The sequence below is a fragment of the Nonomuraea sp. NPDC050790 genome (assembly GCF_044456745.1).
Classification (GTDB): Bacteria; Actinomycetota; Actinomycetes; order Streptosporangiales; family Streptosporangiaceae; genus Nonomuraea.
This window is the reverse complement of the sequence record NZ_JBITGF010000014.1, coordinates 33,437-48,872: the sequence shown is the minus strand read 5'-3', so window position 1 is coordinate 48,872 and position 15,436 is coordinate 33,437. Positions and strand designations below refer to the sequence as shown.

General features: G+C 72.5%; 14 protein-coding genes. 12 read left to right on the top strand and 2 right to left on the bottom strand.

Going from position 1 to position 15,436, the window contains the following annotated elements; translation table 11 throughout:
• Positions 1 to 395 precede the first annotated feature (395 nt).
• Genes ACIBEJ_RS46490 through ACIBEJ_RS46455 form a run of 8 tightly spaced genes read left to right on the top strand, consistent with a single transcriptional unit; the run spans position 396 to position 9,274 of the window.
• Positions 396 to 1,784, top strand: coding sequence for an exopolysaccharide biosynthesis polyprenyl glycosylphosphotransferase (locus ACIBEJ_RS46490; protein ID WP_397189417.1), 1,389 nt, complete (start codon positions 396 to 398; stop codon positions 1,782 to 1,784).
• Positions 1,784 to 3,067: an O-antigen ligase family protein gene (locus tag ACIBEJ_RS46485; RefSeq protein ID WP_397189416.1), complete on the top strand. Its 1,284-nt coding sequence runs from the start codon at positions 1,784 to 1,786 to the stop codon at positions 3,065 to 3,067. The genes ACIBEJ_RS46490 and ACIBEJ_RS46485 overlap by 1 nt, the downstream gene beginning before the upstream one ends.
• A complete protein-coding gene (locus ACIBEJ_RS46480) occupies positions 3,064 to 4,608 on the top strand; it encodes a lipid II flippase MurJ (protein ID WP_397189415.1) in 1,545 nt (514 codons plus the stop codon). Before ACIBEJ_RS46485 ends, ACIBEJ_RS46480 begins: the two co-directional genes overlap by 4 nt.
• Positions 4,605 to 5,312 carry a polysaccharide deacetylase family protein gene (locus ACIBEJ_RS46475; RefSeq protein ID WP_397189414.1) on the top strand — a complete coding sequence of 236 codons (708 nt, stop codon included), beginning with the start codon at positions 4,605 to 4,607 and terminating at the stop codon, positions 5,310 to 5,312. The genes ACIBEJ_RS46480 and ACIBEJ_RS46475 overlap by 4 nt, the downstream gene beginning before the upstream one ends.
• The gene (locus ACIBEJ_RS46470; RefSeq protein ID WP_397189413.1) at positions 5,309 to 6,439 is read left to right on the top strand and encodes a glycosyltransferase; all 1,131 of its coding nucleotides are present in this window, start codon (positions 5,309 to 5,311) and stop codon (positions 6,437 to 6,439) included. The genes ACIBEJ_RS46475 and ACIBEJ_RS46470 overlap by 4 nt, the downstream gene beginning before the upstream one ends.
• Positions 6,436 to 7,080: a hypothetical protein gene (locus tag ACIBEJ_RS46465; protein WP_397189412.1), complete on the top strand. Its 645-nt coding sequence runs from the start codon at positions 6,436 to 6,438 to the stop codon at positions 7,078 to 7,080. The genes ACIBEJ_RS46470 and ACIBEJ_RS46465 overlap by 4 nt, the downstream gene beginning before the upstream one ends.
• Complete coding sequence (locus ACIBEJ_RS46460; protein WP_397189411.1) at positions 7,077 to 8,180, top strand: GNAT family N-acetyltransferase; 1,104 nt, start codon at positions 7,077 to 7,079, stop codon at positions 8,178 to 8,180. Before ACIBEJ_RS46465 ends, ACIBEJ_RS46460 begins: the two co-directional genes overlap by 4 nt.
• The gene (locus ACIBEJ_RS46455; RefSeq protein WP_397189410.1) at positions 8,177 to 9,274 is read left to right on the top strand and encodes a glycosyltransferase; all 1,098 of its coding nucleotides are present in this window, start codon (positions 8,177 to 8,179) and stop codon (positions 9,272 to 9,274) included. The genes ACIBEJ_RS46460 and ACIBEJ_RS46455 overlap by 4 nt, the downstream gene beginning before the upstream one ends.
• Positions 9,275 to 9,408: 134 nt before the next feature.
• Here the strand turns inward: ACIBEJ_RS46455 and ACIBEJ_RS46450 are convergent, their stop codons facing one another.
• A complete protein-coding gene (locus ACIBEJ_RS46450) occupies positions 9,409 to 11,256 on the bottom strand; it encodes a glycosyl hydrolase (RefSeq protein WP_397189409.1) in 1,848 nt (615 codons plus the stop codon).
• A 488-nt stretch (positions 11,257 to 11,744) separates the two neighbouring features.
• On the opposite strand from ACIBEJ_RS46450, the gene ACIBEJ_RS46445 reads away from it, so the two are divergent.
• The 4 genes from ACIBEJ_RS46445 (at position 11,745) to ACIBEJ_RS46430 (ending at position 14,903) form a co-directional block, all read left to right on the top strand.
• On the top strand, positions 11,745 to 12,749 hold the full coding sequence (locus ACIBEJ_RS46445) for an ATP-grasp domain-containing protein (protein ID WP_397189408.1): 1,005 nt from the start codon (positions 11,745 to 11,747) through the stop codon (positions 12,747 to 12,749).
• On the top strand, positions 12,746 to 13,987 hold the full coding sequence (locus tag ACIBEJ_RS46440) for an NAD(P)-binding domain-containing protein (protein ID WP_397189407.1): 1,242 nt from the start codon (positions 12,746 to 12,748) through the stop codon (positions 13,985 to 13,987). The genes ACIBEJ_RS46445 and ACIBEJ_RS46440 overlap by 4 nt, the downstream gene beginning before the upstream one ends.
• Positions 13,978 to 14,280 carry a hypothetical protein gene (locus tag ACIBEJ_RS46435; RefSeq protein WP_397189406.1) on the top strand — a complete coding sequence of 101 codons (303 nt, stop codon included), beginning with the start codon at positions 13,978 to 13,980 and terminating at the stop codon, positions 14,278 to 14,280. Before ACIBEJ_RS46440 ends, ACIBEJ_RS46435 begins: the two co-directional genes overlap by 10 nt.
• 71 nt (positions 14,281 to 14,351) lie before the next feature.
• The gene (locus ACIBEJ_RS46430) at positions 14,352 to 14,903 is read left to right on the top strand and encodes a C40 family peptidase (RefSeq protein ID WP_397189405.1); all 552 of its coding nucleotides are present in this window, start codon (positions 14,352 to 14,354) and stop codon (positions 14,901 to 14,903) included.
• A gap of 224 nt (positions 14,904 to 15,127) precedes the next feature.
• Here ACIBEJ_RS46430 and ACIBEJ_RS46425 read toward each other — a convergent pair whose 3' ends face one another.
• The gene (locus ACIBEJ_RS46425; RefSeq protein ID WP_397189404.1) at positions 15,128 to 15,397 is read right to left on the bottom strand and encodes a hypothetical protein; all 270 of its coding nucleotides are present in this window, start codon (positions 15,395 to 15,397) and stop codon (positions 15,128 to 15,130) included.
• Positions 15,398 to 15,436: the final 39 nt, after the last annotated feature.

Below are 15,436 nucleotides of genomic sequence, written 5' to 3'. Positions count from 1 at the left end.
GCCGGACGCAATGCGCGCCTTCCGCATTGATGACGTTCCACCTTGCGGCATGTCCGGCTTCACGGCACAAGACATGCTCTGGCCGGATTGCCGAGAACAAAGAGGTTGTCCGTTTGATCCGCGCGGGCATGGAATAACTCCCGACCCTCGCAGAACAATTCCAGCGCGTCCCGCGGTGGCGAAAGATTTGCCCACCCATGAACCCCGCGCGAGCCTTCGATCGGCCGGTTCCGACGCTTGCGCCGATACCATCTCAACGATCTTGGGGCGCGAATGAACGCCATTCTTGTGTCCTCGCACAAGCGCCTGCAGAGAAACAGCCACGACTGCCAGCCCCTGCCACCACCCCTCAATCCCGCAGCACTGGCGTGTGACCGCGACCTTGGAGGCAACAGATGACCCTAGCTGTTGGCACCAGCGAACCGACCGAGGACTTCCTGGATTCCGAGCCCGCGATGGCACCCGAGGCTCCCGCCTCACCCCGCCCCCACCTCTCTCTACGCGGCCTCGCCCGGCGAGCCGCGCGGCTCGGCCTGACGGGCGCCTGCCTGCCGGCCGCGACGGCCGTCACCGGCTGGCAGCTCACCAACGTGCCCGCCGCCGTGGCGATCGCGCTCACCCTGCACCTTCTGTTGTCCAGGGCGCGGTTCACCGGGTGGGCGAGCGCCGCCCTGTGCGCGCTGAGCCTGGAGTCGTGGTGGTGGGCGCCCACGCCCGCGCCGCCGTCCCCGGCCTGGCTGCTGACCGGTCTCTGCTACGCCGCGCTGCTCACGCTGGCCCACGCGGCCGGCCGCGCCTGGCGCCACCTCGCCGCCCGGCGCCGCGCCCCCCGCAAGGCCGTGGTCCTGTCCACGGGAGAGCACGGCGTACGGCTGGCCAGGGCACTCCTGCAGCACCCCGAGCTCGGCATCGAGCCCATCGGCCTGGTCGGCGCCAGCGCGTCGGCCCACGGCCCCGCCGACGACTTGCCGGTGCTGGCCACGTACTCCACCTGCGCCCAGATGCTGCGCCGGTCGGCCGTCAGCGTCGTCATCCTGGCCGGGCAGCCGCCGATCTCGCGGGCCATGCTGCAGGAGATCAGGGCCACCGGCTGCCAGATCATGCTCGCTCCCGGGCCCGACGACCTCGTCCAGGACTTCGTGGCACCCGGCCGCCAGCTACACAGCTTCCCGCTGGTGGACATGCGGCCGCCCGCGCAGCGCCGGCCGTACTGGATCGCCAAGCGGGTGTGTGACGTGACGCTGGCGCTCATCGCGCTGATCGCGCTCGCACCCGTGCTGGGGCTGTGCCTGCTGGGCGTCCGGCTGGAGGGCGGGCCCGGGGTGCTGTTCCGCCAGCGGCGGGTCGGCATGGGCGGGCGCTGTTTCGACATGCTGAAGATCCGCACGCTCAAGCCGGCCAGCGCGCGGGACTCGGCCACGCAGTGGACCGTCAGCCAGAGCCGCCTCAGCGGCCCGTTCGGCGGCTTCCTGCGCAAGACGTCGCTGGACGAGCTGCCGCAACTGTGGAACGTGGTCGTCGGCGACATGAGCATCGTCGGCCCGCGGCCCGAGCGGCCGTACTTCGTCCAGCAGTTCTCGAAGACGGTCGAGCGCTACGACCGCAGGCACCGGGTCCCGGTGGGGATCACCGGCTGGGCCCAGGTACACGGCCTGCGCGGCGACACCTCCATCGAGGAGCGCGCCCGGCTGGACAACCACTACATCGACACGTGGTCGTTCGGCCTGGACGTGAAGATCGCGCTCAAGACGATCGGCTGCGTGCTGCGCCTGGGCGGCGCGTAGTGGTCGTCGCCTCGCTGCCGCGCACGCTGGACTGGCGGCGTCCCGGCCTCCTCGCGGTGCTGGCGGTCGCGCTCGTGTGCGTGCCGCAGCAACGCGCCCAGCTCGACCCGTCCTTCAACGTGACCGCCGCGGACGTGGCCGCCGGCTGCCTCGTGGTGGCCGCACTGGTCCACGCGGCAAGGGGGCGGCTGCGGCTGCCGCGGCGGGCGTACCTGCTGGCTCCGCCCGCGGTGGCGGTGACGGCGGCGACGCTCGCCTGCGCGGACGTGGTCGCAGCCCTGCCGGGGTTCGTGCGCTACCTCGAGATCTTCGTGATCGTGCCGCTGGCCATGGCGATCGTCATCCGCGACGAAGTCGACCGGCGGCTGGTGGCCGCCGCGGTGCTGGGCGCCGCTCTGGTGCAGGCCGTGCTGGGGTGCTGGCAGGCTTACACGGGCAGCGGGGCCTCCTACGGCGGGCAGAGCATCAGGGCGATCGGCACGTTCGGCGCCGTGGACGTCATGGGCATGGCGACCGTCGTCAGCTACGGCGCGATCGTGGCGCTGGCGGTGGCGCTGACCACGCGCGGCCGGCCGAGGGTGGCCGCGGCGCTTGTCCTGGTCGTCCTCATGGCGGCGCTCGTGCTGTCGCTCAGCCGGGGGGCGTGGCTGGCCTGGCTCATGGCCGGGGTCGTCATGGTCCTGCTGTCCGGCAGCAGGAAGGCCGTCGGCGCCGCCGTCGCCGGAGCGCTCGCGCTGGGCCTCGTGGTCGCCGCCGGATGGGGATCGTCCACCGTCACCCAGCGGCTGGCCTCCATGGCCTCCGTCGCCTCGCAGCCGGACCAGTCGGTCAACGACAGGTACGGCCTGTGGGAGACGGCCGCCGGCATGTGGCGCGACCATCCGCTCCTGGGCGTGGGCCCGCGCGGCTTCGCGGCCTGGCGGGACAACTACGCGCCCCTGCACGTCTCGGCCAGCAGCGACACCGCCGACCCCGTGAACGGCTTCCAGCGGCAGGAGCTGCGCTCGCCGCACAACATGTACCTGCTGGTGCTCAGCGAGCAGGGCCTGGCCGGGCTCACCGCGTTCGTCCTGCTGTGGGCGGGGCTCGCGGTGTGGGCGGCCAGGCGGGCACGCGGCGCGCGCACCCCCGCCCAGAAGGCGGCGGGCCTGTGCGCGGCGGGCTTCCTGACCTGGCAGCTCGTCGACTTCGTCTACGCCGACGTGGGCGGCTCACCCACCGTGGTCATGTCGATCATGATCGGCCTGCTGCTGTCCTGGGTGGTCGCGGCGGACGAGGCATGAGCGCCCCCGCCGCGACCGAGGAGACCCGCGGCCCGCTGGCCAGGGCCACCACGGTCACCATGCTCCTGGTCATCGCCGGTTCCGCGTCCGGGTTCGCCCGCGACCTCCTCGTGGCCGGCGTCTTCGGCGCCACCGCGGGCACCGACGCCTTCATGGTCGCCTGGACCATCCCCGAGACGGCCGCGCCCCTGCTCATCGAGGGCGCGCTGTCGTTCCTGCTCATCCCCTACTTCAGCCGCGCGGTCGAGGACGGCAGGCCGCTGCGCGAGGTCGTCTGGGCCGTGCTGCCCAAGGCCGTCCTCGCGTTCGTGCTGCTGAGCGCGGCCACGGCCGCCGCCGCCCCGCTCGTCGCCCGCGGCCTCGCGCCCGGCATCCAGGAGCACGACCTGGCCACCCGGTGCACGCAGATCACCTCGCTGACCGTGCTGGGCTTCGGCCTGGCCGGCTTCTGCAGCGCGGCGCTGCGCACCCAGCGCATCTTCGGCCCGCCCGCGGCCATCTACCTGGCCTACAACGCCGCCATCGTCGCCGCCGTCGCCATCGGCCACGACGTCTGGGGCATCACCTCGGTGGCGTGCGGCGTGGCCGCCGGCGGGCTGCTGATGGCGCTCATCCAGGCGCCCTCGTTCGTCCGCCACGTGGGAACGCCGGTCAGGACCGGCGTCGCGACGTCGATCTCGTGGGCGGTCTTCGCCCCCATCGCCGCCTTCACCCTGCTGCGCCAGGCGCAGGTGTTCGTCGAGCGGTTCGTCGCCTCCTCGCTGCCGCCCGGCTCGATCTCCTACCTGAACTACGCGCAGAAGATCGCCCAGGTGCCCATGGTGGCCTCGCTCATCCTGGCCACGGTCACCTTGCCCATCCTGGCCCGCGCCGTCGCCGCCGGTGACCACGAGGCCGCCGCCAGGCGGGTGCTGGCCGATACCCGGGTGGCCGCCGCGATCGTGCTACTGGCCACGGCGTTCCTGACCGCGCACGCGCCGGGCGTGGTCGGCCTGCTGCTGGAGCACGGCGCCTTCACCCCCGGCGACACCGCCGCGACCGCGTGGAGCATGCGCCTGTACTGCCTCGGCCTGCTCGGACAGGCCGTGGTCGGCGTGCTGTGCCGGGTGTACTTCTGCGCCGCGCGGCCCTCCTGGTATCCGGCCGCCGCCATGACCGCGGGGCTGGCGCTCACCGCGGTGGCCGCGCCGTACCTGGCGGGGCCGCTCGGCGTGGGCGGGGTCGCGCTCGCCAACGCGGCGGGCATCACGCTGACGGCCGCGCTGCTGCTGGGCGGGCTGCGTGAGCAGCGCGGGCAACTGCCCGCCCTCCCCGTACGCGCGCTGCTCGTCTCCGTCGGCAGGCTGAGCGCGGCGGCGGCCGTCGCCGCGGGCGTCTCCTTCCTGGCCCGCCCCGCCACCGCGGACCTCTCCTTGATCGTCGCCGTGCCGTGCGAGGCCGCCGTCACCACGGCGGTCTTCGTCACCGCGGCACTACTCACCGGTTCCAGGCGGGACCTCGGCGACGCGCTGAGGTCGCGCGAAGGGGGAGTGCGATTGTGAGCCCAACCAGGCAGCAGGTCCTGATGTACCACTCGGTCGACGACTTCGACGAGGATCCGTACCTCATCACGGTCAGACCCGCGCGCTTCGCCGCGCAGATGGCGTGGCTGGCGCGCAGGGGGCTGCGCGGGGTGTCCATGCGCGACCTCCTGCGCGCCCAGGCAGAGGGTACGGCCCGGCGCCTCGTCGGCCTCACCTTCGACGACGGGTACGCCGACTTCGCCGCCCACGCCCTGCCGGTGCTCCAGAGCCACGGCTTCACCGCCACGGTCTTCGCCGTCACCGGCCACCTGGGCGGCGACAACGCCTGGGACCCGTTCGGACCGCGCAAGCCGCTGATGACCGCCGGCCAGCTCAGGCAGGTGGCCGGACAGGACATCGAGGTCGCCTCCCACACCCGTACGCACCTGTCGCTGGCCGGCGCCCCGACCGGGGACCTCTACCACGAGGTCAAGACCAGCCGCACCGACCTGGAGGAGATCCTCGGCCAGGAGGTCATCGGCCTGGCCTACCCGTACGGCCACGCCGACCGCGAGGCCGTCGAGGCGGTACGCGCCGCCGGCTACACCTACGCCTGCGGCATCAAGCCGGCCGAGGCGGACCCGCTCTGCCTGCCCAGAACCCACGTGAGCGAGGCCGACCAGAGGCTCAGGCTGAGCGTCAAGCGGGCCCTGCACCACTGGAAGTGGGGTCGCCGGCGATGAAGGTGCTGCACGTCATCACCGGGCTCGAGGCGGGCGGGGCGGAGCGGCAGCTCCGCGACCTGGTCGCCAACCACCACGTCACCGCCGAGGTCGCCGCGCTCACGAAGCCGGGCCTGATCAGCCAGGCCATCCAGGCGGAAGGCGTGACCGTCCACCACCTCGGCATGACCGGCAACCGGGACCTGCGCGTCCTCGGCCCGCTTTGGCGGCTGGTCCGCCGGGGCGGCTACGACGTGGTGCACACCCACCTGTTCCGCGCCGGCCTGTACGGCAGGCTCGTCGCCAGGCTGTCCGGCGTGGCCGCGATCGTGGCCAGCGAGCACTCCATCGGCGAGCGGCACCTGGAGGGCCGGCCCATCACCGCGCCGGTGCGCGCGCTGGCCCGCGCCGGCGAACGGCTGGGCCACGTGACCGTCGCGGTGTCGTCGGCGGCGGCCCAGCGGCTGGTCCGCTGGGGGGTGCCGGAGCAGCGGATCGAGGTGATCGCCAACGGCATCGACCCGCGCGCGTTCCGCTTCGACCCGGCCGTGCGCGAGACCACCCGCAGCAGGCTGACCATCCCGCCGCACCTCACCGTCGTGGGCGGCGTGGGCAGGCTGGAGCCCGGCAAGCGCTTCGACGTGCTGATCGAGGCCGTCGCCGGGCTCCCCGACACCATGCTGCTGCTGGTCGGGGACGGGCCCGAGCGGGCGAACCTGGTCGCGCACGCGCGCCGGCTCGGGGTCGCGCACCGGATGGTGCTGGCCGGGCAGTCGAGCCAGGTTCCCGCGCTGCTGTCGGCCATGGACGTCTTCGCCGCGCCGTCGCAGGAGGAGACGTTCGGGCTGGCCGTCGTCGAGGCGCTGGCGTGCGGGCTGCCCGTGCTCTACAGCGCCTGCCCGGCCCTGGACGAGCTGCCCGCGAGCGCCTCGCCGAACGCGCGGCGGCTGCCCTCGGCGGCGGGGCCGTACCGGCGGGCGGTCGAGGAGCTGATCGCGGCGGGCGCGACGAGGCAGCCGCCGCCGCAGGCCGTGGACCACTACGGCATCGGCCGTCACGTCAACCGCATCGAAGCGCTTTACCTGCGCGTACACGAGCAAAGATCCCGATCGAAGACCATCGCGCCAGCCTGGGGAGAGCAACCATGAGCGTGATCCGCCGTCTGTCCGCCGCCGCCCGGCGGTGGTGGCCGCAAGGCTGCGCCGTCGTCCTGGGCCTGTGCGCGGGACTCCTGTACACCGCCCTGACCGACCGCGTGTACACCGCCCAGGCGTACGTCGTCGTGGTGGCCGACGCGCCGTCGAGCGTCGAGCAGACGACGAAGTTCGCCCAGGCGTTCACCAAGATCGCCACGCAGCCGGCCGTCGTCAGCGCGGCCCTGCGTCCCGGCCTCGCCGCCCGCACGGTCGGCGAACTCCAGCGCGCGGTACGCGTCTCCGCCTCCCCCGACGCCCCGATGATCAGCCTGGCCGCCTCCGCGCCCGATGCCACCCAGGCGGCGGAACAGGCCAACGCGCTGGCGCAGGCCATGATCACCTATGCCGGCGCCCGCGCGGCCGACACCGGCGTGCGCATCGCCACGCTGTCGCAGGCCGTCGCGCCGGAGGAACCGTCGGGCCCCGATCCGCTCGTCAACCTCACCGTGGGCGGCGCCGCGGGACTCCTGCTCGGCGGCCTGTTCCACCTCGTCTCCACGCCCGCCAAGCCGGACCGCGGCAAGGGCGCCGCCCGCGACGAGCCCGCCGCCCGCTCCCGCGAGCGCTCACGCAAGCGCCCGGTCGGCGCATGAAGCCCGGCCTCCTGGTCGGCGGCCGGCACACCGTCGTCACCGACCCGCGCGCCTTCGAGGCCATGAAGCCCGAATGGGACGCCCTGTACGAGCGCTGTGCCACGTCCACGCCGTTCCAGTCGCACGCCTGGCTCACCTCCTGGTGGCAGTGGTACGGCGGGCGCTCCCGCCTGCACGTCGTGCTGCTGCGCGACCGGGAGCGGCTGGTGGCCGCGCTGCCGTTGCTGCGCACGCGGCGCTGGGGCTGCAGGGTGCTGAGCCCGCTGGGCGCCGGCCTGTCCGACTACACCGACGTACTGCTCGACGAGGCCCACCGCGACGGCCTCGCCCGGACCGCGGGCGAGGCGCTGCTCGGCCTGCCCGGCTGGGACGTCATGGACTTCCCCGAGGCCCAGCCGGGCGCCGCCCTGGAGACGTTGCACGCGGGCTGGCCCGGCCGGCGCTGGCTCATGGAGGGGTCCTCCTGCCTGTACATGCCGGCCGTACCGCTGGAGGAGCAGCTCGCGGCGCTCGGCACGCGGACGGCGGGCAAGCTCCGCCGCGGCCTCTACAAGATCGACAAACTGGACCTCACGACCCACGCGGTGACCCCCGAGCAGGTGCCCGCGGCCATGGAGGACCTGCTGCGCCTGCACGCCATGCAATGGGCGGGACGGCCCATCAACAAGGAACACCTGAGCCCCCGCTTCCAGGCCCACCTCACCAGGTCGGCCACCGAGCTGATCGCCGCGGGGCGGGCCGCGCTGACGGAGTTCCGCGTCGGCGACCGGCTCGTGGCCGCCGACTTCTGCCTCATCGGCGCCGACTTCGCCGGCGGCTACCTCTACGGGGCCGACCCGTGGCTGCGTACCCGCGTCGACACCTTCGCCATGGTGCTGCGACACGGGCTGCGCCAGGCGCACGCGCGCCGGCTGGAGAAGCTCAGCCTGCTGCGCGGGGCCGAGCCGCACAAGGCCAAGTGGGGCGCCAGCGCGGTCGGCAACCGGCGCATGCTCTTCGGCAGGACCCACCGGGCCCCGCTCTACGCGGCGCTGGTCGGCGCCCGCATCCGCGCGGCCCGCACGCTCAAGGAACGCCTCTCAGCGAAGGCCGGCACATGACCATCTCCGTCCTGCACGTCAGCCAGCCCGTCGAGGCGGGCGTGGCCGCCTACGTCAGCGCCGCCGCGGCCGACCAGGCCAGGCGCGGCTGGCGGGTCACGGTGGCCTGCCCTCCGCGCGGCACGCTGCCCGCCCGGCTCGCCGAGCAGGGCATCGCGCACGCGGCCTGGGAATCGGCCCGCTCCCCCGTGCGCTCGTGCAAGGACGAGACCGTCGCGCTGCGCCGTATCCTCGACGAGCTCGAACCCGACGTCGTCCACCTGCACTCGGCCAAGGCGGGCCTGGTCGGCCGCCTCGCCATCCGAGGCCGGCGGCCCACGCTCTTCCAGCCGCACGGCTGGTCGTGGCTGGCCTGCCGGGGCGCGACCGCCAGGACCGCGATCGCGTGGGAACGCGCCGCCGCCCGCTGGGCCGCCGCGATCGTGTGCGTCGGCGAGGGCGAGGCGCGGGCCGGGGCGGCGCAAGGGGTGACCTCGCGGCTCGTCGTCGTGCGCAACGGCGTCGACCTCGACCACTTCGTCCCCGCCGGCATCGAGGCGCAGCTACGCGCCCGCGCCGACCTCGGGATCCCCGCACACGCCCGCCTGGCCGTGTGCGTGGGCAGGCTCACCCGGCAGAAGGGCCAGGACCTGCTGCTGCGCGCCTGGCCCCGGGTGCTGCGCGCGTGCCCCGAGGCCGAGCTGGTCCTGGTCGGCGACGGCGAGCTCCAGGCCGAGCTGGAGTCCAGTGCCCCCGCCGGGGTCCGCTTCGCCGGTCCCAGCGCCGACGTACGGCCCTGGTACGCGGCCTGCGACGTGCTGGTGATGCCCTCCCGGTGGGAGGGGCTGCCGCTGACCGCGCTGGAGGCGATGGCCAGCGCGCGTCCCGTCGTCGGCTTCGCCATCCCCGGGCTGACCGAGGTGGTCGGCGAGGAGACCGGCGCGCTGGTGACGGCCGGCGACCTCAGGGGCCTGGCCCACGCGCTGGCGTCCCGCCTGTCCTCCCACGACGGTACGGCGTGGCGGGAGGGTCAGGTCGCGGCGCTGGTCAGCAAGGAGTTCGACGCCCGGGTCACCATGGAGACGCTGGCCGGGGTGACCGCCGCGGTGCTGTGACCTTTTGCACCGCCGCGGTGCTGTGACCTTCAGCGCCGCAGCGGTGCTGTGACCTTCAGCGCCGCAGCGGTGCTGTGACCTTCAGCGCCGCCGCGGTCGGGGTGCGCTGGCCCTTTGCGCCGCGGCGTTCGCGCTCAGGTCGGCAGTTCGTCCCCCGGTACGGCCGGCGGCAGCACCGTCGGGCTCGGCAGGCTCCCCGGCACCTCCAGCTCGACCGGCGGCGGCACCACGACCATCGTCAGCAGGCTCCGCCACAGGCCGACCAGCCAGGTGAGCATGGGCTCGCGGGCGACCTGCGGCGGCAGGGTGATGGCCGGGAGCGTGGGCGGCGTGGGCGGCGTGATGGTGGGTGGGGTCGGCGGGACGATGGTGGGCGGCACGGGGCTGGACGTCGGCCCCAGCGGCGGCACCGGCCCGGTCGTCGCCGCTCCGTCACCGGCGCCCAGCGGAATGGCAGGCGCGGACGGCAGCGTGGACGCGCCGGGCAGCGCGGGCGCGGACGGCAGAGCCGAGGCGCTGGGCAGCGCCGGTGCTGATGGCAACGCGGACGCGCTCGGCAACGCGGGCTTGGCCGGAAGCGCCGAAGCGCTGGGCAGGGCGGGCTTGGCCGGAAGCGCCGAGGCGCTGGGCAGGGCGGGCTTGGCCGGGAGTGCGGAGGCGCTCGGCAGCGTGGACGGGACGGCGGGCTTCGCCGGCAGGGCCGACATGCTGGGCAGCGCGGGCGCGCTCGGCAACCCGGACGGGCTGGGCAACGCCGGCTTGGCCGGGAGCGCCGAGGCACTGGGGAGCGCGGGCTTGGCCGGAAGCGCCGAAGCGCTCGGCAACCCGGACGGGCTGGGCAGTGCGGGCTTCGACGGCAGGGCCGACGTGCTCGGCAGTGCGGGTGTGGAGGGCAGGGCCGAGGTGCTGGGTACTGCGGGTTTCGGTGGGACGGCCGGGGCGCTGGGCAGTGGGGGTGTGGTCGGGGTGGGGACGTCGGGGGTCGGGAGCATCTGCTGCAGCACGCTCCGGAACCCCGCCGCCGAACGCGGGTTGGCCGAGCACTGCCACACCCCGTGCGGGCAGTAGTCCGACAGCGAGTGGTAGGCGACGTTGTGCCGTCCGATCCAGTCGAGCATCTGCCGCACGTAGGTGGGGCGGTCGCCGTACCGGAACAGGCCCCACTCGGGGAAGGACATGGGCTTGCCGTGCGCCTTGGCGAACTCGGCGTGGTCGCGCAGCCCGTACGGCTGGGAGACGTAGGACTGGAAGCCGTCGGAGGGCGGCTGGTCGTAGTTGTCCATGCCGATGATGTCCACGACGTCGTCGCCCGGGTAGCACTCGGTCCACGGGATGGCGTCGCGCCCGCGGTTGGCCGTGAAGTCGAAGCGGAAGCGCTGGCCCGGCGCCGACCGCATGCTGGTGACGATCCGCCGCCAGTACGCCTTCCACGCCACCGGGTCGGGCGCGCAGCGGCTGGAGTAGGTGGTGCCGTTCATCTCCCAGCCGAGGACGATGATGGAGTCCCCCGCCCCCTCGTCGACCAGCCGGTCGGCCAGCTTCTTGAAGGTGAGGTCGAAGGCTCCGGCCGCGCCCGCGTTCAGCAGCACGGAGACCGCGGCGTCGGTCAGCCCGCCCTCGTTGGGCGCCACCATGGGCACGTTGATCGCGAGGATCCTGCCGGGCCGGGCGGAGCGCCACCGGGTCCAGGGCTCCAGGATGAAGTCGGGGCCGTGGAAGGCCGCCCACGTCTCGCCGGGGATGTAGGTCCTGCCGACGGTGACCTCGCGGCCGAGCCAGCGTTCGAAGTCGGGCAGGCGGGCGGTTCCGTGGGCGTCGGAGCCCATGAAGACGCCGAGCGCGGCCCGCTGCTTGATGGGTACGGCGCCGGGCCGCTCGGGCTCGGCGACCGCGTCCGGTTGTACGGCGACGGCGGCCACGAGCAAAACGGCGGCCCCGAGCGCGCCCCTGTGCCTAAGTCCGGGGAACATTTGCGTCCTCATGCGGCTAACTCACCATTCCTGCACGTCAAGGCATTACTGCGAGCTTCCATTCCCCTTCTCACCTCCCGAGAACATCAAATCTCCTCCGGAGTTTCGCAAGCAATGCACAGGATGACCGATTCGCCACAAAAGAGCTTTCTGCACCAACTCGTCCCCGACATTGGAGAAACAATAACGCCCGCATGAAAAACAATTCACCGTGTCCGTGATAGGAAAGACCGGTGAAGGACGCTCCCCAACAGAAGCGGAATAACGATATCCGCAACTGCCTGCCCGTCGCCCCGAGGGCCCCGGCACTGGTCGTCAGGATGGACCGCAACCCATTCCATCACGGCACCCTCGCCGCCATTCGGTCGCTGGGTCGCATGGGCGTCGAGGTGCATGCCGTTCTCGAAGGGCCGCACGGTCCCGCGGCCCGGTCGAAATATCTCTCGAGCTGCGGGCACTGGGATGCCGCGCCCACGACGGAGGAGAGCTTTCTCCGCACAATGCTTTCCGCCGCCGACCGCATCGGCGGAAATCCGGTCCTGCTGCCAATGGACGACATCACCGCCATCTATACGGCGCAGCACGCACAGGACCTCTCCCCCAGATTCCGGATATCGAATCCGGCCGGCGAACTCCCCGCCCAGCTCGCCGACAAGCACGCGCTCGCCACCATCTGCGCCCACCTCGGCGTCGCCCACCCCGACACCCACGTGGCCGAGACCCCGGACGACCTGCGCTTCGCCGAGCGCGCCTACGGCTTCCCGATGATGGCCAAGTGGGCCAAGCCCTGGCTGGCGGCCGGCGCGCGCGGCCTGCGCAGCACGACGCTCCTGCGCTCGCCCGACCAGCTCCGCACCCTGACCGCACGGGCCGCCGAGCACGACAGCGAGCTGCTGCTGCAGCGCTACATCCCGCCGGTCCGCGACGGCGACTGGTTCTTCCACGGCTACTTCCGCGCGGACTCCACGTGCGACTTCGCCGGCTCGGGCAGGAAGGAGCGCGCCTATCCCCCCGCCGCCGGGATCACCACGCTCGGCCGCTGGCTGCCCAACCCCGAGATCGACCAGACCGCCAGGACCCTCGCCACGTCCCTGCGCTACGCCGGAATCCTCGACATGGACTTCCGCTACGACGTCAGGGACGGCAGGTACTACCTTCTCGACTTCAATCCCCGCGTCGGCGCGCAGTTCCGCCTCTTCGGCGACTCCAACCGCATCGACGTCATCAGGGCCGCCTATCTGGACCTTACCGGGCAACCCTCAAACTTCGGTTCGCCGCAGTACGGCAGGACGTATCTCGTGGAGAATTACGACCTCCTGCGGAAGCTGACAAGAAAGCCTGGCGGAAACGGCCGCCACCGCCCGGGATGGCTGTCCTCCCTACGCCAGGCGGATGAGCTGGCGTGGTACGCAAGAGATGATGTCAAGCCCTTCACAGGAATGGTGCGACATACATTTCTACGCGCCATGCGGGCATGCCGACCAACGATCGAAAGAATGCCATGAACACCGAAACCGTCGACGTCGCGGTCATCGGAGCCGGGCCCTACGGCCTTTCCGTCGCCGCGTACGCCATCAGCGCCGGACTTGACGCCCAGGTCTTCGGCCAGCCGATGAACGCCTGGGACAAGCACATGCCGACCGGCATGCTGCTGAAGTCCGAGCCTTTCGCCTCGCATCTCGCCGACCCGGCCGGGGATTTCACGCTGGCGGCATACTGCCGTTCGCACGGATTCCCCTACGCCTATGCCCGGCCCACTCCCGTGGAGCGTTTCGTCGACTACGGGAAATGGTTCTGCGAGCAGGCCGTCCAGGACCGCGTCACGCCGATCAATGTGGTGGACGTCGCCAAGCACGACGAGACGTTCACCGTCACGCTGGAGACGGGCAGGCAGGTCCATGCGCGGGCCGTCGTGCTGGCGGTGGGCTTCGTGCCGTTCGCCCGCATCCCGGCGGCGCTGGCGGCGCTGCCCTCGTCGCTGCTGGCCCATAGCTGCCAGCTCAACGACCTGAGCTGCTACGCCGGGGAGAAGGTGGCGGTGATCGGCGCCGGCCAGTCGGCGATCGAGACCGCCTGCCTGCTGCAGGAGGCCGGGGCGTACCCCCATCTGGTCGCGCGCGCGGCGGCGCTGAAGTGGAACGAGACGCCCGTCGAGGAGCGCTCGGCCATGGCCCGCCTTCTGGCGCCGCGGTCGGGGCTGGGGACCGGCTGGCGGTCCTGGACCTGGTCGGAGCGGCCCGCGCTGGTCCGTCACCTGCCCGGCCGCCTGCGGCGGCGCATCGTGCGCACCACGCTCGGCCCGGCCGGCTCCTGGTGGCTCAGGGACCGCTTCACCAGCGTCCCGACCAGCCTCGGGGCGCGGCTGCGCCGGGCGGCCCCCGGCGGCGAGGGCGTCGACCTGCGCCTCCAGGACGCCTCCGGCGGCTTCTTCCACCTGCACGCCGACCGCGTCATCGCGGCGACGGGCTACGTGGTCGACGTGCGCCGCTTCAGCGTGCTGGAGCCCGGACTGCGCGGCGAGGTCGCGCACCAGCACCAGATGCCCGTGCTGAGCAGGACGTTCGAGTCCTCGGTGCCCGGCCTGTTCGTCGTGGGTCTCGCGGCCGCGCCCACGTTCGGCCCGGTCATGCGCTTCGTGCACGGCTCCCGCTTCGCCGCGGCCACGATCGCCCCCGCGCTGGTCGCGCGGGTGTCCGGCCGCCGCCGGTCCGCACCTGTCACCGTGGAGCCCTCATGCCGATGACCAAGTACGCGATCGCCGCGGGCCTGTGCGCGCTCGCCTGGCTGTCCTCCCCCGGTACGGCCGCCGCCACCGCCACCCCGACCATCGTCGTCACCTCGCCGGCCGACACCCCGGTGCGCGCACGCACCCTGGGCACCCCGGTGACGGTGCAGCCTCGGAGCCCGGGGCGGCACTCGGTGTCCGTGGTCAGGGCGAGCGACTTCGCCGTCACGGCGCCGCCCGCGCGTACCGGGCCCGGCAGCGAGATGCTGCACGGCGACCCGCACGTCGCGCTCCTGGGCCCCGCCCAGTAGTAAGTACCTTTTTGCGGTACATGATCTGCCTTTGAGGCTGATCGACCGCGCCCGCGGGCACCTTCACCCTCATGAAGATCGAGGTCATCGTCGGTGGAGCTCTCTTCGTGGGCGCGGTCCCCCCGTTTCCGCTGGACCCCGTTCCCGAGCTCTTCCAGTGGTGCGCCTCGTGGTACTCGAGCGCCTGCGAGCGCTCCTCGGCCCTCGCCCGCGGCCGCCTGGCGGCCGACACCGCTCTCGGCACGCTCGGCACGCCCTATTCATGGGGCGGCGGCGGCGCCTCAGGTCCCAGCTACGGGACCGGCAGGGGAAAACGCGTCAAAGGCTTCGACTGCGCGGGACTGACCGAGTACGCGTGGGCGCGGGCGGGTGTGGGAATCGGTTCCACCACCTATGAACAGTGGCGCTCGGGAACCCGGATTCCAAGGACCCGAATTCAGGTCGGCGACCTGGCCTTCTTCGAGACCGATTCCAAGCGCCCAGGTCCCGACCACGTCGGCGTCGCGATCAAAGCGAACCAGATGGTCGTCGCGCCATTCACCGGCGAGGTGGTGCGCATAGAGACCATCGACCGGCGGAATTTCGTCGGGCTGGTCAGGCCCGCGCGGCGCGATCCCCGCTGACCCGCGCGGGCAATAAAAAATGCCCCTGATCCGGCTCCTCGGGAGTTGGGAGCCGCACCAGGGGCAACGTCGACTGTAGGTGAGGGAGAGTGCCCGTCTACCGCTCACCAGCCGGTTCGCGTGCGGCCTCCTGACCTGCCGTCACTCGAGGTCTGCGCGAATGCCGGCGCGCTGTCACTGCTGCCAGCGCACCGGCACTTCGCACGGACTGTCTTGCGTACGGCTCAGCCGTCCCGACCCTCGATGTCGGTCAGGCTGGTGTTGTTGGTCAGGAGCTGCAGGTTGATGCGCTCCAGGTGCGCGATCGTCAGGACGTCAACCTCGTTGCCGTTGAGGGCGTGGTTGAGCACCGGAACGACGATCGACGCCGGGCTGTGGGCGTTGCCGACGTTGTCGTCGTTGCCCTTCTCCCACGTGGCCGCAGAAGCTGCGGTGGACGAGGCAGCCAGGAAAGCGCCTGCGGCGAGCGCACCGATGACAATGCGACGAAGCATGTTTACTTCCTCCAGTGTGCGAATGGAATTGGTGGCGCC